General features: G+C 60.8%; 14 protein-coding genes. 11 read left to right on the top strand and 3 right to left on the bottom strand.

What is annotated here, in order from left to right; all coding sequences use genetic code 11:
• Nucleotides 1-97: 97 nt before the first annotated feature.
• Nucleotides 98-1,720, top strand: a complete 1,623-nt coding sequence (locus AC04SI_RS15270) for a GNAT family N-acetyltransferase (protein ID WP_488474431.1) — start codon at nt 98-100, stop codon at nt 1,718-1,720.
• Between the two features lie 116 nt (nt 1,721-1,836).
• On the opposite strand, the gene AC04SI_RS15265 is transcribed toward AC04SI_RS15270, so the two are convergent.
• Both AC04SI_RS15265 and AC04SI_RS15260 read right to left on the bottom strand, forming a co-directional pair.
• Nucleotides 1,837-2,319, bottom strand: coding sequence for a hypothetical protein (locus tag AC04SI_RS15265; protein WP_488474430.1), 483 nt, complete (start codon nt 2,317-2,319; stop codon nt 1,837-1,839).
• 7 nt (nt 2,320-2,326) lie between these two features.
• Nucleotides 2,327-3,109, bottom strand: coding sequence for a response regulator transcription factor (locus AC04SI_RS15260; RefSeq protein ID WP_488474429.1), 783 nt, complete (start codon nt 3,107-3,109; stop codon nt 2,327-2,329).
• A gap of 606 nt (nt 3,110-3,715) precedes the next feature.
• Between AC04SI_RS15260 and AC04SI_RS15255 the strand changes: the two genes are divergently transcribed.
• From AC04SI_RS15255 to AC04SI_RS15235, 5 genes are all read left to right on the top strand, one after another.
• Entirely contained in the window at nt 3,716-5,554 is a 1,839-nt protein-coding gene (locus AC04SI_RS15255) for a hypothetical protein (protein ID WP_488474428.1), read from the top strand.
• 128 nt (nt 5,555-5,682) lie between these two features.
• Nucleotides 5,683-7,728 carry a type I secretion protein gene (locus AC04SI_RS15250; protein WP_404278970.1) on the top strand — a complete coding sequence of 682 codons (2,046 nt, stop codon included), beginning with the start codon at nt 5,683-5,685 and terminating at the stop codon, nt 7,726-7,728.
• A 741-nt stretch (nt 7,729-8,469) separates the two neighbouring features.
• Entirely contained in the window at nt 8,470-10,653 is a 2,184-nt protein-coding gene (locus tag AC04SI_RS15245; RefSeq protein WP_404279060.1) for a type I secretion system permease/ATPase, read from the top strand.
• A gap of 14 nt (nt 10,654-10,667) precedes the next feature.
• Nucleotides 10,668-12,008 (top strand): HlyD family type I secretion periplasmic adaptor subunit, encoded by a 1,341-nt coding sequence (locus tag AC04SI_RS15240; RefSeq protein ID WP_404278972.1) that lies wholly within the window; start codon nt 10,668-10,670, stop codon nt 12,006-12,008.
• A gap of 34 nt (nt 12,009-12,042) precedes the next feature.
• Nucleotides 12,043-13,719, top strand: coding sequence for a GNAT family N-acetyltransferase (locus tag AC04SI_RS15235; RefSeq protein ID WP_488474427.1), 1,677 nt, complete (start codon nt 12,043-12,045; stop codon nt 13,717-13,719).
• 135 nt (nt 13,720-13,854) lie between these two features.
• Here the strand turns inward: AC04SI_RS15235 and AC04SI_RS15230 are convergent, their stop codons facing one another.
• Nucleotides 13,855-15,891: an oxidoreductase gene (locus tag AC04SI_RS15230; protein WP_488474474.1), complete on the bottom strand. Its 2,037-nt coding sequence runs from the start codon at nt 15,889-15,891 to the stop codon at nt 13,855-13,857.
• 126 nt (nt 15,892-16,017) lie between these two features.
• On the opposite strand from AC04SI_RS15230, the gene AC04SI_RS15225 reads away from it, so the two are divergent.
• The 5 genes from AC04SI_RS15225 (at nt 16,018) to AC04SI_RS15205 (ending at nt 21,348) form a co-directional block, all read left to right on the top strand.
• Nucleotides 16,018-16,542 (top strand): LysR family transcriptional regulator, encoded by a 525-nt coding sequence (locus tag AC04SI_RS15225; RefSeq protein ID WP_488474426.1) that lies wholly within the window; start codon nt 16,018-16,020, stop codon nt 16,540-16,542.
• Nucleotides 16,543-16,945: 403 nt separating this feature from the next.
• Complete coding sequence (locus tag AC04SI_RS15220) at nt 16,946-17,602, top strand: GntR family transcriptional regulator (protein ID WP_488474473.1); 657 nt, start codon at nt 16,946-16,948, stop codon at nt 17,600-17,602.
• Nucleotides 17,599-18,510, top strand: coding sequence for a dihydrodipicolinate synthase family protein (locus AC04SI_RS15215; protein ID WP_488474425.1), 912 nt, complete (start codon nt 17,599-17,601; stop codon nt 18,508-18,510). The genes AC04SI_RS15220 and AC04SI_RS15215 overlap by 4 nt, the downstream gene beginning before the upstream one ends.
• On the top strand, nt 18,503-20,020 hold the full coding sequence (locus AC04SI_RS15210) for an aldehyde dehydrogenase (RefSeq protein WP_488474424.1): 1,518 nt from the start codon (nt 18,503-18,505) through the stop codon (nt 20,018-20,020). The genes AC04SI_RS15215 and AC04SI_RS15210 overlap by 8 nt, the downstream gene beginning before the upstream one ends.
• On the top strand, nt 20,017-21,348 hold the full coding sequence (locus AC04SI_RS15205; RefSeq protein ID WP_488474423.1) for an NAD(P)/FAD-dependent oxidoreductase: 1,332 nt from the start codon (nt 20,017-20,019) through the stop codon (nt 21,346-21,348). The genes AC04SI_RS15210 and AC04SI_RS15205 overlap by 4 nt, the downstream gene beginning before the upstream one ends.
• Nucleotides 21,349-21,399: the final 51 nt, after the last annotated feature.

Raw genomic sequence — 21,399 nt, 5'->3', positions numbered from 1 at the left:
CAGCGGCAATTCCTTGGCTTTGCCACGGGTTCGGGGGAAATAGCTCAGACCGCGACCAGCGCCTCTTGCCGACGCTCTTTGAGCACAGGTCAACACCATGCGTGTGGATGTCATCGATAGCTTCGATACTCTCGTTCAGCTGAGAGGCAATTGGGATGCGGTCTATGAGGCGGATCCCGAAGCTCAGTATTTCATGTCCTGGACATGGATGGCGGGCTGGTTCAAGCGGCTTCGCTACCAATGGCTTGTTCTGGGCGCGAGAGAAGACGATGCATCCGGCTATGTCGGCTTTTTCCCCTTGCAGCTTCGAACAGAGAGGGCCAGGGACGGCGCATTCCACAACGAACTGAGGACCGGAGGCGGCTACTTCGCCGGTTACGCCGGCTTCATCTGCGATCCGGACGTTCAGGATGCCGTCATCCGCGCATTCGCCGAACACACCAAGCAGCTGAGCTGGGCCAAGCTGCACCTCGAGAACATCTTTGCGTCGCAGCGGCGGCTGGACGCCTTTCTGGGGGAGTTTGCGGCCCCCGAATTCCAGACCGGCAAGGTAAGGCGCCCGGACGACGGCGATCGCATCGATCATGACATCTATGTCTATGTGAATCTGCCCGGCGACTGGGAGGCATTCCTCAACGAAAGGCTGGGGGCCGCGACGCGCAAGACCGCGAGGCGCACGCTGAGGGCAATCGACGATGCGGCCGAGTATCGGGTCACCGATGTCACCGCCGCGACCCTGGAACGCGATCTGCAGACGCTTCTTCAGTTCTGGGAGAACCAGTGGGGCGCCAAGCTGGCGGCGCGGTATCACCCGGGCCTGCCGCAGGCCATGATGACCAATTTCCGCAACATGCTGCGGTGCGCTTTCGAGGATGATGCCCTCTATCTTCCCGTCCTCTGGCAGGGTGACAACCCGATCGGCGCGCAGGCCACCTTGATCGATCGGAAAAACCGGACGCTGATCGGCATGCTCAATGGGCGTGATCTCGAGATCAAGAAGCCGGCGCCCGGCTTTGCGCTTCACCTCTACAGCATACGCTGGGCCATTCAGAACGGCTTTGCCGTCTATGATCTGCAGACCGGGGACTTTTCTTACAAGTATGATTTCGGCGGTCTCGAGCGCAGGGTCGAATGCCTTCTCGTGAGCACCGCGACGCGCCGCAATCTTCGCGACAGGCTGGAGGACCGGAGCCTGCCCGTCGTGCTCGCGCGAGCAAAAGCGCTCCGTCAGGCCGGCGACCTAGAAGGCGCCGCGCGCGCCTGCCGGCAAATCCTGGATGCCGATCCGGACCATGCCGGGGCACTTCAGCTGCTTCAGCAGCTGGATACCGCGCGCCGGTCCCGTTTGCCGCAAGATCTCAGCACCGCCGCTCGCCTGCACCAGGCCGGAAACCTGGCTGAGGCGGAAAAGATGTATCGCGAGATACTGGATATCGAGCCTGGGCATTTTGATGTCCGCTATCTCCTTGGCGTGGTTTGTCTTCAGCAGCGGAGATATGAGGATGCGGAACGGCAGCTCCGCCAGGCAATAGCTATCAGGCCCGATGTGCCCGCGGCGCACTACAATCGCGGTCTCGCGCTGGTGAAGCTCGACCGCATCGAAGAAGGGCTCGCAAGTCTGGATGATTGTATCGGGCTGGAGCCGGGCCACGCCCAAGCTCTCGCCCTCCGCGACACAGTGTTGAAAACCTTTCAGCATGCCGCGCGCGCCGCGGAGTAGATGCGGCCCGCACGAAGAGCGCAACAGCTTGCCCGGATCGCCTGCAGCGAGGCCACCTGGGATTATCTTGAGCTTCTGAAGCTGGGGGCTTTGGTGGCCGCGAAGATACGTACGCCTCACCTCGGAAACGAATTCTCTTCGACAATTGACCAAATATCTTTGTTTATATCTCTTATGCGCTCGATAGACTCGTGTATTTTATTTATTTCCTTTTCGTCTATCTCTTCAATCTTGCCATACCTTACCTCGTCCTTGCCATCCACGATGCGCATCAGTTGCGTACTTGCATGATTCCCGGTTTCGTCGAACGAATAAATGCAATGGCTGTATTTATTTCGCAACTTCGCTTGACGTGTAAGTTTGTCGGTAACAGTCAGGACTGCCTGGCGGCATGGCGCCAACGTTTTCGGCATCTTCGCCAGCCGCTCGACCAGCTCGATCCGTGCCCGAGTTGTGTTCAGCGTCAGGAAAATGATGATTGCCGTTTCCTTGTCGACCTTCGCCAGGCCAGCAATCAGATAGATCAGCAGGCTTTCAGTGTTGGTCCAGGTGTAATTCAACTGGCCAACGAGGAGCAGGACCTCCTGAAAGCGGGGCATCGTCGACTCAGAGCGAAGATTGAGAAAGGCGCGGCGGCCTTGCTCGTTCCATGTCGTTGAGAAACGTACCCTTTCGATCATGGAATATCGCAGCCGCCTCGGTCCTGTTGTGGGCGCCGAGTTTGGTGATGATATTGTGCAGATGGATCTTGACCGTATGTTCGGAAAGACGGAGCGCCGCGGCGATGATCTTGTTCTGCAGTCCACGAGCGACCATCTCGAGAATCTGAAATTCCCGTTCGGTCAGCTCGCCCATCTCATCGAAACCGCCATCGCTGCTCGTCGCTTGAAGAGCCCGTCCGGCATCCGGAGCTTTGTCGGAAGAGCCCTTCGCATGGGACTGAAACATGGCCAGCGGAAAATACTCTCCGCCACGAAGCACGAGCCTGATGACGGAAAGCCAGACGTCAAGTTTCAGATCCATCGGCAGCACACTGCGCACGATTTTCGAATCGAAGACCTCCTGGACGGAAACGGGAGCGCGGCTGTCGTGTTGCACCAGAACGACAGGTGCTGCCGAATGAACCCGCATGAGATCGGCGGCATGATCGCCGATCCTGTCCAGGAATTCAGTGTCGACAAGTATCAAGCAAACGGGATGCTCGAACGTGGCGCATGCGCCTTCCAGGCTTGTAGCCTGCTCCACCGCTATGGAGGGAAATTCCCTCTCGATTGCGTATACAAGACATTCTGGAAAGCTGTCGGCCGAGGAAACTGTCAGTAGAATTCTGCGAGCCCAACTCTCTCCCACACCGCTACCCACGGTGCTACGCACATTGACGTTTGACATGGTTGCCACCCCACCTAGACCACTTTAGACCACTGTTTGGTCTCGTTTTTTTCCTTCTTCGATATCGCGGGCCTCTACCCCGCAAAACAGCTAGCCTTAACGACTTATACACTAAGTTAGCCCTGCCTGATATAGTTCGGAGGAGCTATTGCCGATTTGCCACGTCGCTTCGAAGGCGGGCGGCGTCCAACGGCACGACAGCGACCGCAAATCATTGCGGAATTCAGGCTCATTTGAGGACTGCAATACCTTTCGCCCCATTCCATTGAACGGGCTAGCCCGAACTGTCAGCTTACAATTCACCCCCCGTGGCCACAAACTTCCCGTGTTCACTACAGGAGCGGGGAGCTCCCAGGCTTTGCGGTAGCTGAGCGACCGGATCTTTGAGGATCCGGCGCGATGACCGAGCATTGCCTGATCAAGCTGCCCCTCCCCAGTCAACGGGAGGTACTCAAGCAAACTTATGATGAAAGTCGGATTTCGGACCTCAGTCCCCTCGGTCCGACAATCCATTCACCGCATTAAACGCAACGTCCGCGAACAGCTCAAGACCGCGTAAGAGAAGAATGCGGTCCGGCCGTCGCGGCCTCAACTGAGGACACGATCATGTCTCTCGACCTCGACAAGAACAACATCAATGCATTCGGTTTGCAGATCGTCGATAGCGAATTCGATATCGGCGGCAGCGACGGCGAAAACGAGAACGAAAACAAGAACCAAAACACCAACGACGCCAAGAACGAGAACGACAACTCGAACGACAACAAGGCGTCGAACGAAAACGAAAACAAGAGCGAGAACGAAAACTCGAACGAGAACAAGGCCTCGAACGAGAACGAGAACAAGTCCGAGAACGAGAACTCCAACTCAAACGAGTCCAAGAACGAAAACTCGAACGAGAACAAGAACGTCAACGAGACCAAGGTCGACGTCGACGTCGATGTTGGCGTCAAGCTCGAAGGCGAGCTCGGAAACTCGGACGACGATTTCGCCGACATCTATTCCAGCGGCGACATGAAAATCGATACCATGATCAACAACAAGGACGGCAACGTCTCTTATGATCCTGGTGACGACGTCACTTTCAAGGACATCCTGAACAATTCGATGACCGGCGCCGGAACCAACACCGCGTCGATCATCAACCAGACCCTCAACATGTACGACAACGACAAGCTCGACAACGCGACCGTCAAGAACGACGCCGATTTCAAGCTTGATCTGAACGCCAAGGGTGGCGAGTCCCAGGCCGGCGACGGCATCTCGGCTGGCGGCGGTGGCGGCGACGGCGGCGATGACGCCAAGGCCAATGGCGGCGAAGGCGGCAATGGCGGCGACGCCAAGAGCGGCGACATCGAAGCCGGCGACGGCAAGGGTGGCCTGGCGCTCAGTGCGGCCATCGGTGGCGACTCCAAGAGCGACAACAAGGCCGACGGCGGCGACTCCAAGGCCGGCGACGCCGATAGCGGCGACGCCAAGGGCGGCACCGGCGATGGCGGCAACGCCAACGGCGGCGATGGCCTCGGCCTCGGTCTCGGGCTCGGCCTCGGGCTCGGTGTCGGCGCGGCCGAAGCTGGCGATGCCAAGTCGGAAGACGGCGGTGACGCCAAGGCGGAAGCCGGTGACTCCAAGGCTGATGGCGGCGATGCCAAGGCTGATGGCGGCAATGGCGGCGACGGCGGCAATGGCGGTGACGTGACCGGCGGCGACGCCAAGTCGGACGGCGGCGACGGCCTCGATGTCGATGGCAAGCTGTCGCTCCTGAACTACGGTGAAGGTGGCGACGCCAAGAGCGAAGCTGGTGATGCCACCGGCGGTGGCGGTGGTGGCGGCGGCGGCGGCGGTGGTGCCGATGCTGACGGCGGCAACGCCAAGTCCGACGGCGGCAACGCCGATGCCGATGGCGGCGACTCCGAATCCTATGGCGGCGATGCCCTCGGAGCAGGCTATGGCGCAGGCTACGGCGCAGGCGTGGGCGCAGGCACCGGTGGTGCTGGCGGCACGGGCGGCGACGGAACCGGTGGCACGGCAACCAGTGGCGACGCGACCGGTGGCGACAGCCTCGGCGGCTTCGCAGGGGCGTTTGGCGGTGACGGCGGTCATGCGCTGAGCGGCGCCTGGGCCGATGGCTACGGCGGCGATGCCAAGGGTGGGTTCACCCTCGCTGGCGACGGCGGTGCCGGTGGTGCTGGCGGCTACGCCTACAATGGTGACGGCGGCGCCGGCGGCGACGGCGGGACCTGGGGCTCGAGCAATGGTGATGACGGCTTCGTGACCGGCACCAGCCATGCCTCGGCCGACGGCCTGATCGACGTCAGTGCCTTCAACCAGCAGATCGTGATGGGCGCCAACCTGCAAGAAAACCTGGTCGATCAGACCGTGGTTGGCGGCAACTTCACCAACACGCTGACTGGCGAAGACGCCGGCGACAACACTGGTGCGTAATTGGTTGCACGACTGATTTCTCAGGAAGTCAGACAGCTACGGACTGCGCGGAGTTTTCCGCGCAGTCCTCCATCCGGGAGACATGCCGCCCGATCGTGCGCGAATGATCTCAAGATACGGAGGCTACCGTGTATTCCATGCAGCTGGACAAGATCACCGAAGCTATTTCGCATTTCATAGGAATGCTCGAAATCTCGGTCGAGGAAGCACGGCAGCTTAAGACCTACGACGATTTCAAGATTGCCGAGACCGTCAAGGACGAGACCCCCGACCTTCCCAACACGGATATCAACGTCAAGGCGCCTTACACGCTGGACGATTTCGATCCGCACGTTCCGTATATGGGGCTCAAGCCTGAACTGGTGCCGTACACCGTTAGCACGAGCTTCTGGTACACGCCTCCCGAAATTCCGAACCCCGGCCATCTGAACCCGGGCCACCACCTGTTTCATATCCCGCAACTGCCGGGGTTCGGCGGCCACATGGTCCTGCCGCACATCGAACCTCCAGGCGCGGTCGCCAGTTACATCAACCAACAAATCCACCTGTCCGACAACGACTATGTCGGCGCCGGAGGGCACGGCCTGGTATTCACCCCGGCAGCCGACGACGGCAGCCAACTGGCTTCCCTGATGAACCGCGCAGCGGAACTGTCGCCGCTCGACGATCTGGCAATGCCCGGCTCCGGCGCGGACATGGCAGCCACCGTCGTCGCGGCGGGCGACCGCATCGCGGCCTTTGCCGCAAGCTCCGACGGCGACGCGAACGTTTTCGTGTTGCACCCGGACGCGGCCTCGGGGCCGATCTTGGGAACCTATGTCAATGGACAGCTGGTCGACGAAGCCGACGCGCCAAAGGCGGAGGACCATCTCAATATCCTCAAGGAACAAAACGACGACTCCGACGCAACCGAGGAAGGCGCCAACAAGGATGACTACAACACGCCTCCGGACTCCTCCGACTTCATGTCGGGTTGGGGCAACGGCCTGCTGAACCCTTGCGTCGAATTGGAAGCCGGCGGCAACACGCTGGTCAATTCGGCCGTGCTGACAAACAACTGGACAACGACATCTGTCGTCGCCGTTGTCGGAAACAGCTATGAAATCAATGCCATCATTCAAATCAACGCGAGCTGCGACACCGATGTGGTCAGCTCCAGCCTGAACGGGTGGACGTTGGGCAACGCCCCCGACGAGAGCTTCAACATCGCGATGTTCAAGCACATCGATCCGTCGGCCGGCAGCGAGGCGCCAACCGCGGCGGACGGTTTCCCCGCCGCCTGGGTGGTGACGCAAGTTACCGGCGACCTGATCATCATGAACTGGATCCAGCAGTACAGCTTCATGACGGACAACGACACCTCGATCCTGTCCTCGTCCGGCGTCAGGACCGTGGTCAGCACCGGCGACAACACGGCGATAAACGACGTGTCGATCAATGAGCTGGGTCAGTACTACGACCTGATCATCATCGGCGGCAACATCTATGACGCCAACATCATCCATCAGCTCAACGTGCTGCTCGACAATGATCTCATCGGCGCTGTGGATGGTTTCGAGACGTCCGGAGAGGGCTCGTACTCGACCGCCGGGAACCTGCTCTGGAACGACGCCACGATCATCAATGTCGGCGGGCAGAACCATTTCGAGACATTGCCGAACTCCTATCTGCAGGCGGCCCACGATATGGCGGCCGGCAAAGACGCCAGCCATGGCGACATCCTGAAGGACGAGGCATTCCACGGTGTCGGTCACTTGCGGGTTCTCTACATCTCGGGCGACCTGCTCAATGTGCAATACGTCTCCCAGACCAACGTGCTGGGCGACAGCGACCAGGTCGCCTTGGCGATGAACCAGTTCGTCGCCCATCCCGAAGCGGAATGGACAATCACCACCGGCGGCAACCAGGTGGCAAACTTTGCCGGCATCGTCGACGTCGACGGCACCGACAAGACCTATGTGGGCGGCGAGCACTATTCGCAGGAGATCCTGATCCAGGCAGACATCATCTCGTGCGATCCGGAACTCGGCGGGCAGAATCCGGACGCGCTGGTGAACGAAGCGGTCGCCTTCCTGGTCGACGACACCACCGACGACGATGCGCAGATAGACCATCCGATCGTGCCGACGCCGGACCACGTCCAGGCCGACGGCATGCAGACAATTTTGGCCTGATCTGAGATCCGGGGGGATATCATGACCGACGATCGCGACCTGGCTTGGGAAACGTTTGCCGAGGATCTGGAAGCAGCCTTGCAGGAGGGCGACCAGGCACCGCCGAGTTCCGCAACGCCCCGCAAGACACTTTCGAACGCCTTGCAGCAGCATGAGCGGGCCATCGACCGGACCATCAAGGCAATCGACAACGTCATCGACCAACTGCACGACGTAGCGGCCCGCCCGCAGACGAAGGTCGAGCAGGATCGGGCCCTGCCCCAATCCCGCAACCAGGCAGCCGAGACCGCCCACCGCACTCCCGCACCAGAGCAGGCCACACCGCCTGCCGCCGCCTCCCAGGCCAGGATGGCACCAGCCGCCGGAGCATCGGCGCCACCCATCGCAGCGAAGCTTGCGCCTGCGCCAAGCTGCGGCGAGATCAAGCCAGCCGGCACGGCGGCGACCCCAGCCGCAGCCCCACAGTCCGTGACGGGGAGAAAGCCGACGGCCGATCCTGCCGCGCCTGCGCCCGCCATGCAGGAGAAGCGGCTAGAGGACAAAGCGATCTCCGCAGGACAGACGACCGCGCGTTCAAGCGACCCGTCCGCCCAGGCGCGTCCCGATGGCGCGCCGGCACCGGCCACCGTGCCAACCCCGAAGCCGGCGCCCGCCAGCGACAAGGCGACCGCTGAATCCTCCGGTCAGCCCGCCCGCGCGGAACCAGCCCGCCCGGAGCCGGCCCGGCAACCAAACCAGAGCATCACGGCCGGCGCCAGGGAGATCAATGCCACGGCCTCGCCCGAGCCCGTCCCGCCACGCGAGAGCAGGTTCCCGCGGCCGGCGCCAAAGCCGGAGCCAGGGGCAGCTTCGACGGCGGAGAACCAAGGCGCTTCGGCCGCGCCAGCGGCCAGACCGGAGCCTGTGCTGCGACGGCCTGCTGAACCGCTGGCCAAGGCAGCACCTGGCGCTCCCGGGACACCTGGTGCTCCCGGAACACCTGGTGCTCCCAGAACACCTGGTGCGCCTGGGACACCTGCTTCTCCCAAAACATCCGAGATGAAGGACGTCCCCAAAACACCGGGCATGATCGTCATAGAAGGCGACACGGGTCCGATAAAGGCCAAGGAACCGCACCAGGGCGGCGGGTCTCCTCCCAGCGACGACGACAGCGGCCGGCGCGGCGGCGGAGGCAGTGGCGGCGGCGGCGTCTTTCACAAACGCCTCGGCCCGGTCGATTTCGGCGCTTCTCTCAAAGCCGGGTTGCGAGCGGTCAAGAAGAACCTGCTCATCGTCATGCTGTTCACGGTCGCCTGCAATGTGCTGGTCTTGGCGATCCCGATCTATCTGTTCCAGATCTCGGATCGCGTTCTTACCAGCCGTTCCGCCGACACCTTGATCATGCTGACGGTGGTGATTGTCGGCGCGGTGGTCTTGCAGGCGGTATTCGATGCGCTTCGCCGCTTCATCCTGATGCGCACGGCGGTCGAGGTCGCGGCCCAGCTGGGCGCACCGATCCTCAGCGCCGCGGCCAGAGCCTCCCTAAACAGCAACGGCAAAGAGTATCAGGTCCTGGGTGACCTGCAGCAGCTGAGGACATTCCTGACATCCGGCACGCTGCTGTCGTTCCTCGATGCGCCGATGGCTCCCTTCATGATGCTGGCGGTGTTTCTCATCCACCCGCACCAGGGCTTCATCGTCATGGCCTCGGCGCTGCTGCTCCTGCTGATCACGATCCTCAACCAGCGCGCGACGGCGGCGGCCTTCGGCGAGGCGAATGCGCATCAGAGCAAGGCTAACATCCATCTCGATTCGATGTCGCGCAATTCCCAGATCATCAATGCGCTGGCCATGATTCCCGAGGCGGTGCGGATCTGGGGCAAGGACACGGCAAACTCCCTGCGCGCACAGGTGATCGCGCAGGATCGCAACATCGTCTTTGCTTCGCTGTCGAAGGCCGTGCGGCTTCTGACCCAGGTGACCATGCTTGGCTGGGGCGCCCATCTGTCGATCGACGGCCATCTCACCGGCGGTATGGTTATTGCCGCATCGATCATCGCCGGCCGGGCTTTGGGTCCGATCGAAGGCGCCATCGAGGGCTGGAACCAGGTCGTGCATTCGCGCGCCGCCTACGGCCGCATCGCATCGCTCCTGCAGTCGTCCCCGCTCAATTTCGAACGGCTGAACCTGCCGCGGCCGGAAGGCCGTCTCGACGTCGAACGCCTTCTTTTCGTGCCCCAGGGGACCAAGCGCGTCGTGCTCAACGGCATCTCGTTCGCGCTCTCGCCGGGCGACTCCTTGGCGATCATCGGCAATTCGGGCGCCGGCAAGACGACGCTGGGCAAGATGCTCGTCGGCTCGATCCTGCCCACATCAGGCAACGTCCGGTTGGACCTGATGGATCTGCGCAACTGGGATCCGCGCCAGTTCGGCGAGAACATCGGCTACCTGCCCCAGGACGTTCAGCTGTTTCCGGCCTCGATCAAGGCCAATATCGCCCGCATGCGCGACGACGCGACCGATGCCGAAATCTACCAGGCCGCCGCGCTGGCCGACGTCCATGAAATGATCTCCACTCTGCCGCACGGCTACGAGACCTTCGTGGCCGCCGACGGGGCGCCGCTGTCCGGCGGGCAGAAGCAGCGCGTCGCCCTTGCGCGCGCCTTTTTCGGCAATCCTCGCCTGGTCGTGCTCGACGAGCCGAACTCGAACCTGGACTCGGCCGGCGACGCGGCGCTGGAGCGCGCGCTGCAACACGCCAAGGAGCACAAGATCACGGTCATCACCATCACCCAGCGCCCATCCCTCCTCAAGAGCGTCGACAAGATCCTCCTGCTCGTCAACGGCACCGTCGCCCTGTTCGGCATGCGCCAGGATGTGCTGCAGGCATTGGCGAGCCGCGGGCTGAGCATCGAAGGCGGGGCGTTTGGTCATCAGATCCAGTAGCCGGGTAATCAAAAATGACAACCGAGATCGCAAAAGTTCACGACATGCAGTGGTACTCCGAGGTGCCACGCTCGATCTGGAAACAGACCGTGGTAGGCGTCCTGCTCATCTCGGTGGCCTTCGGCGGCTTCGGCACATGGGCTTTCACGGCGCCGCTGGCATCCGCCATCGTTGCCCAAGGCAGTTTCGTTGCCACCGGGCAAAACAAGGTCATTCAGCATCTCGAAGGCGGCATCATCAAGGAAATCCTGGTCAGCGAAGGCGACCATGTCAGCCTCGATCAGCCGCTGGTCAGGCTTGACGAAACCGCCGCCCAGACCAACGAACGGCAATTGTTCCTGCGAAAGGCCAGGCTCGAGGCCATCGCCGCCCGCTTGAATGCCGAGGTGCAAGGCAGCGCCGGGATCCAGTTTCCATCGATCATCCTCGACAACCGGCACGACCCAGAAGTCACGCCGATCATGGAGAGCCAGCAACTCAACTTCGAGGCTGCGGAACGCAAGCGTGACAGCGAGATAGGGCTGTTCGATCAGAACAAGAAGGCGATGGAATTCCGCAACGAAGGGATCGAGGAGCAGATCTCGTCAGTCCGGCGGCAATTGCAATTCCTCAAGGAGGAATACCAGGGCAAGAAAAAGCTTCTCGACCAGGGTTTGATCCGCGGAACCGAGGTGAAGGCGATCCAGCGGGCAATGGCGGACGCGGACGGCCAGATCGGCAAGATGCTGGCGGAAGTTTCCGAGAACCGCGAACAGATCGTCAGGTTCGAGCAGCAGATCACCCAGACGAAGGACGCCTACCGCCAGGTAGCGCTCCAGGAGTTGCAGAGCCTGGAGGCCGAACTGGACGCGGTGCGCGAGCAGTCACGCGAGGCGCAGAATGTGCTTCGCCGTGTCACCATCAATGCGCCGGTGCCCGGCACGATCATACGCATGCATTACCACACCGCCGGTGGCGTCATCGAGAGCGGCAAGGCCATCCTCGAGATCCTGCCTTCAGACGTGCCTTTGGTCATCGAGGCGCAAGTCCCTCGCACCGACATCGACAACGTCAAGGTCGGGCAGCAGGCCTCGATCAGGCTGATCGCGCTCAACCGGCGCACCACGCCGGTTCTGGAAGGCGAGGTCTACTACGTCTCGGCCGACGCGCTGCCTGAGATGAGCGGCCCCACGCCCAAGGAGGTCTATCTGGCGCGCGTACGCTTGCCGGCAAGCGAACTGGCGAAGGCGCACGGCTTTACGCCGACACCGGGCATGCCTGCCGAAATACTGGTGCAAACCGAGTCGCGGACGTTCTTCAGCTATCTGACGAAGCCGATCGCCGACAGCATGGCCAGGGCATTCATGGAACAGTGAGCTTCGCAAACAAGGGACAAATTCGGGGGGAACCATGCATATCGATGTCATCACGACACGGGAGGGCCTCAACGGGCTCAGGCAGAACTGGGACGATCTTTACGAGAAGGACCCCGAAGCCCAGTTCTTTCTGTCCTGGACGTTCCTGTCGTCCTACCTTCGCCGGTTTGAAGGCGCCTGGTCCATTCTGGCGGCACGGTCGGGACCGCAAGGGTCTCCCTATGTCGCCCTGCTGCCGTTGCGGCTCCGCACCAGGCTGAACAAGAAGACCGGCTTTTGCCACAACGAAATCAACATGGGCGCAAACTACGCGGCCGACTATACGGGCATCGTTTGCGCGCCAGGCTTTGCCGACCGCGCGATCCCGGCGCTTGCCAAACATCTCATGAAGATGAACTGGGCCAAGCTGCATCTCGAAAATCTGCGCATGTCGGAGAAGCGACGCCGCCTGCTGCTCGACAACCTTGCCGACAAGCGGCTGACCGCCCAAAGGATGCAGCGCGTCAACAAGACCGACAATGTCGACAACTGCATCTGCCCGGCCACCAACCTGCCGGGGGATTGGGACGCTTATCTCGAGCAGAAGATCAGTTCAAACACGCGCCAGAAGATCAGGCGCTTCCTGCGCAAACTGGACGGGTCGGACGAATTTCGCATCACCCATGCCGACGCCTCGACGATCGACCGCGACATCGGCATCATCCTCGAAATGTGGCGCATCAAATGGGCGCCGCGGAAGGGCAACCTTCTGCCCGGCCTTTTGAGATCCAACCGGATACTGTTCAAGGATGCCTTCGAGAGCGGGACGCTGTTCCTGCCCATTCTCTGGCATCACGACAAACCGCTCGCAGGCTTGGCGTTCCTGGTCGACCCGGTCAAGAAGGCGATGCTCTTCCACCTCGCCGGACGCGATGAGACCGCCAACGAAATCCCGCCGGGACTTGTGCTGCATGCCTATTGCATTCGCCGTGCGATCGAGCAGGGCTTCCGCAGCTACGATTTCCTGCGCGGCAACGAGTCCTACAAATATTCATTCGGTGTCGAGGAGACCAGAATTCATTGTGTTCTGATCAAAACGAGGACGGGCCGAAATCTCGGTGACCGGCTTGACGCCAGATCCGTGGCAAGCGTGCTTGAGCAGGCGACCAAATTCCACGAGGCGGGCAAGCTGGCCAATGCCGAAAATGCCTATCGCCAGATTCTCGAGATTGATCCGCGCCATCCTCGTACCCTCTACGGACTGGGTCAATTGCTCGCGGCCAAGAGGGATCACTGGTCAGCCGCCGATACCTTCGGCTCGCTGGTGGAGATCGCACCAAAATCGATCAAGGCATGGTCGCGGCTTGCCGTTGAACTGCATGCGCTCAGTCTCCATGGCGAGGCCGCGGACGCCTTCCGCAAGGTGCTTGAGCTCAATCCGGAGCTGCCCGGGGCACAGTACGGCCTTGGCCGCTGCCTGGCGGAACTTCGGCAGATTGACGAAGCGGCGAAGGTGTTGAGCGCGGTGCAGGATCGATCAGAAGGTCCCGTAGACCCGCTGCTTCGCGCCAAGGCACGCATGCAGCTGCAAAAACTGAAGCAAGATGCAAACCCCTGTTACATCAGGCGGGATCCGGTGAAGGCAGAGTCGCCGATGTTTGCGCATGCAAGCGCCAACGCATCGATCCTGTCTCTCGCAAAAGGGCCGATTTCCACCGGCCCTGCCGGCTAGACCGCTTGCGTCCACCGCCGCATGCTTCCGGCTTCGGCAAGGAGCTCGCAACACCTTCGTCGTGTTGCATACTATCGATGTAGCCCGCAAAGATGGAGTTCTTGCGGATGTTTTTGGGGCCGTAGAAGACGCAGATCATGCTGCAATCATCAGCCTATGGGCGTCGTAAATGGCAGCATGAATGTTCCGGCTGGCGACCGCATCGCCAATTCTTACCAACCTGAAGGAGCCGCTGGCATTCCTCGCAACTGATTGGGGTCTGAGCGATAGAAGTTCGTCTTGATCAACCCCACCGCTGTTTATTGAATGGCTCCTCAACTGGAAATACAGATCATCCAGAGGCGAAGTCCCGTTTTCAACCACTACATGATCAACCTCACGTTCAACGCGCCGTTTCGCATACTCGTCATCGAAAATGGCGAGGAGTTTATTGCCTCGCCGCTCGATTCTCTCGAGCCGCAGGTTGATCGTTATTTGTGCGTTGGCTCGATTCAAAGCCTTGATGTACGCAGGATAGCTGGTGGCCCCGAGATCGGGAGCAAGAATGCGTTCAGGGGTAACAACTTCCAGGGAGCGTCCAGATTGAGCGATGAATTCCGCGATCGACATTCCTGGGTGTGCTCCATTGCTGTCGTAAACCAAGACCGAACCATTCAGCGTTGCGGCACCGGTGAGCACATCCCAGCTCGTTGTGGCTAACTCTTCGCCAGCTTCAAGAAAGCTCAAATTCGGCAAGCCACCAGTCGCCACAACGACGTAGTCGGGATTTCTGTCGATTACGTCAGAAGCATCGACATATTGGTTGTAGTGGATAGTCACTCCAAGGCGTTCGCATTCAGCAAGCCGCCAGTCGACTATTCCAAGAATTTCCTTCCTACGCTTCAACGCCGCGGCAATGAGTATTTGCCCACCAGCGCGGGTACTCGCTTCGAAGACCGTCACTCGATGTCCGCGTTCTGCCGCAACGCGCGCTGCCTCGAGGCCTGCCGGTCCCGCACCGACGACCAGCACGTTGCGTGGCGCATCGCTGGTGCGCGGGACAATGTGGGGCATTTTTTCTTCACGCCCCGTCGCAGCATTGTGAATGCAAACGGCCTGACCGGAATAAATGGAGTCGATGCAGTAACCCATTCCAACACAAGGTCGGATTTGGTCTTCTTTTCCGGAGAGGATCTTCTTCATTATGTGTGGGTCGGCAATGTGCGCGCGCGTCATCGCGACCAAGTCCACCTTGCCGCTGGCAATGGCGTGACGCGCCGTGGCGACATCTTGAATTCTCGCAGCGTGAAACGTTGGTATCTTCACGAGCTCCTTTATCTCGCCCGCAAAGTCCAAGTGTGGCGCCGACGGAGTGCCCATAGTTGGTATGACGTGGCTCAATCCTTCATCGGTGGCTGCGTGACCTCTAATGACGTTGATGAAATCGATCAGGCCGGAAACGGTCAGACGGCGTGCGATCTCGAGACCTTCTGTACGAGCCAAGCCTCCTTTCCAGTCCTCGTCGCAAACAGCGCGAACGCCGACCACATAATCCGGCCCCACCCGCTCGCGGATGGCGGACAAGATCTCCAGGACAAGGCGCAACCGGTTTTCAACCGAACCTCCATATTGATCGCTGCGTTTGTTTGTCTTTGGCGACCAGGATTGTGCAATGATGTGCGTGGCGCATTCCAGTTCGACACCATCAAGGCCCGCGGCCTGCACCCTTTCAGCGGCATCGGCATAGGCTTTCGTAATGCGCTCAACGTCCCAATCTTCGAAGGCCTTGGGGTAGGCTCGGTGCACGGGTTCGGGTATCGCAGACGGCGCAACCATCGGAAGCCAATCCGCCTTGTTCCAGTTGGTCCGACTACCGAGATGGGTAATTTGAATCATTACCGCCGCGCCATGGGCGTGGACATCGTCGGCCAGCTCGCGTAGCCATCGAACGCATTCATCCTTGTACAGCATGATGTTGCCGAAGGCTTGAGGACTGTCGGCAGCCACTACCGACGAACCGCCAATCATGGTCAGGCCAATACCACCCTTGGCCTTTTCAGCGTGATAGAGTCGGTACCGCTCCTTTGGAAACCCATCCTCGGTGTAGGCGGGCTCGTGAGCAGTTGACATTAGTCTGTTTCGCAAATGAAGGTTCTTCAGCGTGAAAGGCTGGAGAAGTGGATCCCTTGACATACGCGTCAATTCCAAACGGTTAGAGGGGGACGCAGAGTTGCCGGCTAAGCCTGTCCAGCATGCATGGTGCGGAGCAGTCTCAACAAAGGGCGGGGAGGTGTACACCTCAATTCCGTTTATGAAATCATGAATCAGCAGCACCAGACTTTGCGCCGTTCAATTCCATCGCTTCACAGTTTGACACTGTTCGAGGCATCTGCCCGGCACCTCAATTTCTCCAAGGCTGCCGAGGAGTTGGCGATAACACAACCCGCCGTCAGCCACGGCGTCCGACAACTCGAAGCCGCCCTGGGACAACCCTTGTTTTCCCGCGAAGGAAGACGGCTAAGCCTGACACCCCACGGTCAACGACTCTACGCTTCCGTCTTCGAGGGTTTCGCGACAATCTCCGAGACGATCAATGAAATCGCACGCACGCCACAGCGCAAAGCTGTTGTTGTTGCAACCTCGATAGTGATGGCGTCCGAGGTGCTGATCCCACTTTTGCCAAGTCTGCGGAGCGCACATCCGGACCTGTTCGTCGACCTTCGCAGCGTCAATCAAGACCCCAATCTCACCGAGTGGGGTATTGATGCCCACATACGGATTGGAGACGGTCTCTGGACGGGGTACGACTGCTTTCGCCTGTCTGTGCACCGCCAACAACAATGAAAGGGAAATTCTACGGGTACTAGCGGTAGCGCTTCTGGCGCTGGCTTTCGTACGCATTGCAGCTCCCTGTCGGTCAGGACTATCTGCCTGGCAAGTAGCGCGGATAGCTGCGCGAGTCCTGAATCACAGCCCTCTTGAGAACACGGAATTCTTCGGTCGAATGGCGCCATTGGCGCCAGCCCTCGATGGTCCATGGCCAGCCTCAATCGATTGTACTCTTTGCGTATAAATAATGTGTACATAGATTATACAAATTGTTGACTCATTCCTCTGATCGTGCAAATTTCCTGCCGTCGACACGGTCGACGGAAGCCGTTGTCGCGAGAATTCAGACAGCAGGAGGCCCTCGGTGAAGAGCGGAAAGAACGGTCTTTACGACGATCTGAAGCGTCAGATTCTGACGATGGAACTCGACCCCGATCAGGATCTGGACGAAGTGAGCCTGAGCGAGCGCTACGGCCTCTCCAGAACGCCTGTTCGGGAAATTTTTCGTCGCCTCGAGGGTGAGGGCTACATCGATATCCGGGCCAACCGCGGCGCGCGCGTCATCCCCATGAACCATCAGACGCTCAGGCACTTCTTCCTGGTCGCGCCGATGATCTATGCCGCGATCGGCCGTCTTGCGGTGCAAAACTTCAAGCAGAAGCAGCTTGCGGACCTCAAGGACACGCAGGAACGGTTCCGCACGGCAAGCGTCACCGGCGACGTGCTCTCCATGGTCCTCGAGAACAATCGCTTCCACGAAATCATCGGCGAGATGTCGGGCAACGCCTACCTGCAGCCGAGCCTCGGACGTCTCCTGATCGACCATGCCCGGATCGGCCACACCTTCTTCCGGCCCCGCAACGATGACATGCGCCGGCGTCTGGTGCTCGCCGTGGAACACCATGATGGCTTCATCGCTGCCATCGGCTCGCACGACGAGGACACGGTGGTCGACCTTGTTTTCGAACACTGGGAACTGTCGCGCGAGAACATGGAAATGTTCATCGCACCGCAAGGAATGAAGGCAGACGCGCTTGTCGAAACGCCTGCCGGCTCGATGGAGAGATCGTCTTGAAGTTCGAAGGTATCTACACACCGGCCATCACGCCACTCGGCCCCGACGGGCAGATCGATCGTGACGGCTTCGCGGCGGTGCTCGAGTCGCTCATCGAAGCCGGCGTGCACGGCATCATCGTTGGCGGATCGACGGGTGAATACTACGCCCAGAGCGCCCAGGAGCGCTTCGATCTCGCCGCCTACGCCAAGGAGGTGATTGGCACCCGGCTTCCGCTCATCATTGGAACGGGCGCCACCAGGACCGAGGACTCGGTCGAATACGCCAAGGCGGCGAAGGAGATCGGCGCCGACGCCATTCTCGTGTCGTCGCCCCCATACGCCTTGCCGACGGAGCGTGAGAATGCGGTTCACGCGCTTACGGTCGACCGCGCGGCGAACCTTCCGATCATGCTCTACAACTACCCGGCCCGCATGGGGGTGACGATGAGGGAGGACTATTTCTCCCGTGTCGGCAAATCCAGGAACGTCGTGGCCATCAAGGAGAGCTCCGGCGAGATGGGCAACCTCCATTTGCTGGCGCGGAAATTCCCCCATATCTCGCTCTCTTGCGGCTGGGACGACCAGGCGCTCGAATTCTTTGCATGGGGCGCCAGGAGTTGGGTCTGCGCCGGCTCCAATTTTCTCCCGCGCGAGCATGTCGCGCTCTACGAAGCCTGCGTGCTCGAAAGGAACTTCGACAAGGGCCGCGCCATCATGACCGCGATGCTGCCGCTCATGGATATCCTCGAATGCGGGAAGTTCGTCCAGTCGATCAAGCACGGCTGTGAGCTGATCGGGCTGAACGCGGGCCCGGTGCGGGCGCCGCTGCGCCCGCTCAATTCGGAAGAAAAGCGAACACTCCAGACTGTCGTCGCCACATTGAAGCGCACGGTCGCCCAGATCACGTCGGGAGCAAACAATGCATGAACCTTTGACCGCTGCCGAATACAAGGCGATCGCCGCGAACATCCAGTTTCCGACCAATGCCTTCATCGACGGGGCGTTCCGTCCTGCGAATTCCGGCAAGACATTCAAGACGACCAATCCGGCGACGGGCGACACACTTGCCGAGATCGCGGCATGCGACTCGACGGACGTCGATCTCGCCGTGGCCAAGGCCAGGCAAGCCTTCGATGACGGCCGCTGGCATCTCCGCTCGCCTGGCGAGCGCAAGGCCGTGCTGCTCAAATTCGCCAAGCTCCTGGAGCGCAACCGTCACGAACTTGCGGTCATGGAGAGCCTCGACAGCGGCAAGCCGGTCCGCGAATGCCAGACCGTCGATGTTCCGGATACGATCCACACCATCCGTTGGCATGCCGAACTGATCGACAAGCTCTACGATAACACGGCTCCCGTAGGCTCGAACGCGCTGACCATGGTCGTGCGCGAGCCGGTCGGCGTCGTCGGCTGCGTCCTGCCGTGGAATTTCCCGCTGCTGATGCTGGCCTGGAAGATCGGTCCGGCACTTGCCGCGGGATGCTCGGTGATCGTGAAGCCCGCCCAGGAGACGACCCTGACCACGCTTCGCGTCGCCGAACTGGCGCATGAGGCCGGTATCCCGGCGGGCGTCTTCAATGTTGTCCCGGGCGGCGGCAAGGATGTCGGCGAACCGATCGGCATGCATATGGGCGTCGACATGGTGGCGTTCACCGGATCGACGCCGACGGGTCGGCGCTTCCTGCACTACGCAGCGGACTCCAACCTCAAGCGCGTCGTTCTCGAATGCGGCGGCAAGAACCCGGCTGTGGTTCTGGAGGATGCCGAAGACCTCGATCTCGTCGCCGAACAGGTGGTCAACGGGGCGTTCTGGAACATGGGCGAGAACTGCTCGGCCACGTCGCGGCTCATCGTCCACGCCAAGATCAAGGACGAATTGCTTGAGCGGATCGGCGCCTATATGCGCGAGTGGAAGACGGGCGACCCGCTCGACCCGGAAAACCGCATCGGCGCGCTCGTCAGCAAGAACCATTTCGAGAAGGTGAAATCCTTCCTCGGCGACGTGAAGACCGAAAAGCTCTCCGTCGTCCATGGCGGCGGCACGCACAAGGGCATCTACATCGAACCGACCGTCGTCGATGGCGTTACGCCTTCGAGCCGTCTCTTTCAGGAGGAGATCTTCGGACCGATCCTTTCGGTCACGACGTTCAATTCGCTTGCCGAGGCCGTGGCTCTCGCCAACGACACCAACTACGGCCTCACCGCGTCCGTCTACACCGGAAGCCTGCGCAAAGCGATCAAGCTTTCGCGCGAAATCCGGGCGGGTGTCGTGACCGTCAACTGCTTCGGCGAAGGCGACGCGACGACGCCGTTCGGCGGCTACAAGGAATCCGGTTTCGGCGGACGCGACAAGTCGGTCTTCGCGCATGACAACTATTGCGAATTGAAGACGGTCTGGATCGACGTCTCGGACCGTTCGGTCGACGAGACCATCCGATGAACCAAATCGTCGTCAAGCGTCTTCCGGCGGAATCCGGAACCTCGGGCTGGGAGGCGATCAGCAGACGCAGCTTCCCCGTCCGGACGCTCGACGGCGACGTGTCGGCCGACTGGCTGATCATCGGCGCCGGTTTTGCGGGCCTCTCGGCCGCGCAGCGGCTGCGTCAACTGCGGCCGAGCGACAGGATCGTCCTGTTGGAGGCGGGAGAGATCGCCAAAGGTACTTCGGGCCGCAACTCCGGCTACATGATCGACGTCCCGCACAATATCTCGTCGGGCGAATATTCCGCCGCGAGCGAGACCGAGACAATTGCAGAGATCGCTCAGAACCGTTTTGCCATCTCTTTCGCCGCCGACGTAGCAGCGGAATACGGCATGTCCGAGCGCACCTTCGATCCGTCAGGCAAGATCAATGCCGCGGCGACAGAGCGCGGAATGAAGCTCAACGCGAATTATGGCCGCTCGCTCAAGGGCATCGGCGAGGAGCACCGCTTCCTGGATGCGGGCGAGATGCGGCAGATCACCGGATCGTCCTACTATCTCGGAGGTCTCTACACGCCAGGCGCCGTGATGATCCAGCCCGCCGACTATATACGCGGCTTCGCCGCCGGGCTGGCATCGAAGGCCGACATGTTCGAGCACTCGCCGGTGCTCAAACTCGAGTGCCAGCGTGGAATGTGGAAGGCCGTATCGCGCAACGGAAGCGTCAGCGCGCCGAAAGTCATCCTCGGCATCAACGGCCACATCGAGGATTTCGGCCATTTCCGCGGCCGTCTGATGCACATCTTCACCTATGCGTCGATGACTGCCCCCTTCACCTCGAAGTCCACGGGCAAGGACCGGTGGGCCTTGCTTCCGGCTGATCCGATGGGCGCGACAGTCAGGAAGATCACCACCGATGGAACCTCGCGTATCCTGATCCGGACCCGGTTCACCTACGACTGGACCGTTCAGGTCAGTGAAAAACGCCTGGCCGGGATCGCCGCTGAGCAGCGGGCTTCTGTTGACGCCCGGTTTCCGGAACTCAAGGACGTGCCGTTCGAGCACGTCTGGGCCGGGCGGCTTTGCCTCAGCCGCAACCATGTGCCCGCCTTCGGCGAGATCGACGCGGGCCTCTACTCGGCGTGCTGCGAGAACGGTCTCGGGACCGTGAAAAGCACGCTCGCGGGCGTCATGGCCGCCGATCTGGCGACCGATACCCGCTCGGACATGCTCGACAAATTCTCGGATCAGCCGGAGCCCGCGAGGCTCCCTCCCGAGCCGCTCGCATGGCTCGGCGTGAACACCGTGATCCGATGGCAGGAATTGCGTGCAGGCCGCGAGGGATGAATCTCGCCGCGCAATGTGAGGACTGAGCCGACGGCAAAAGTCTTCAAATGA

The organism is Mesorhizobium sp. CNPSo 4689, from assembly GCF_057784325.1.
Note: the sequence above shows the minus strand (reverse complement) of the source record. Positions and strands in the feature narration are given on the sequence as shown.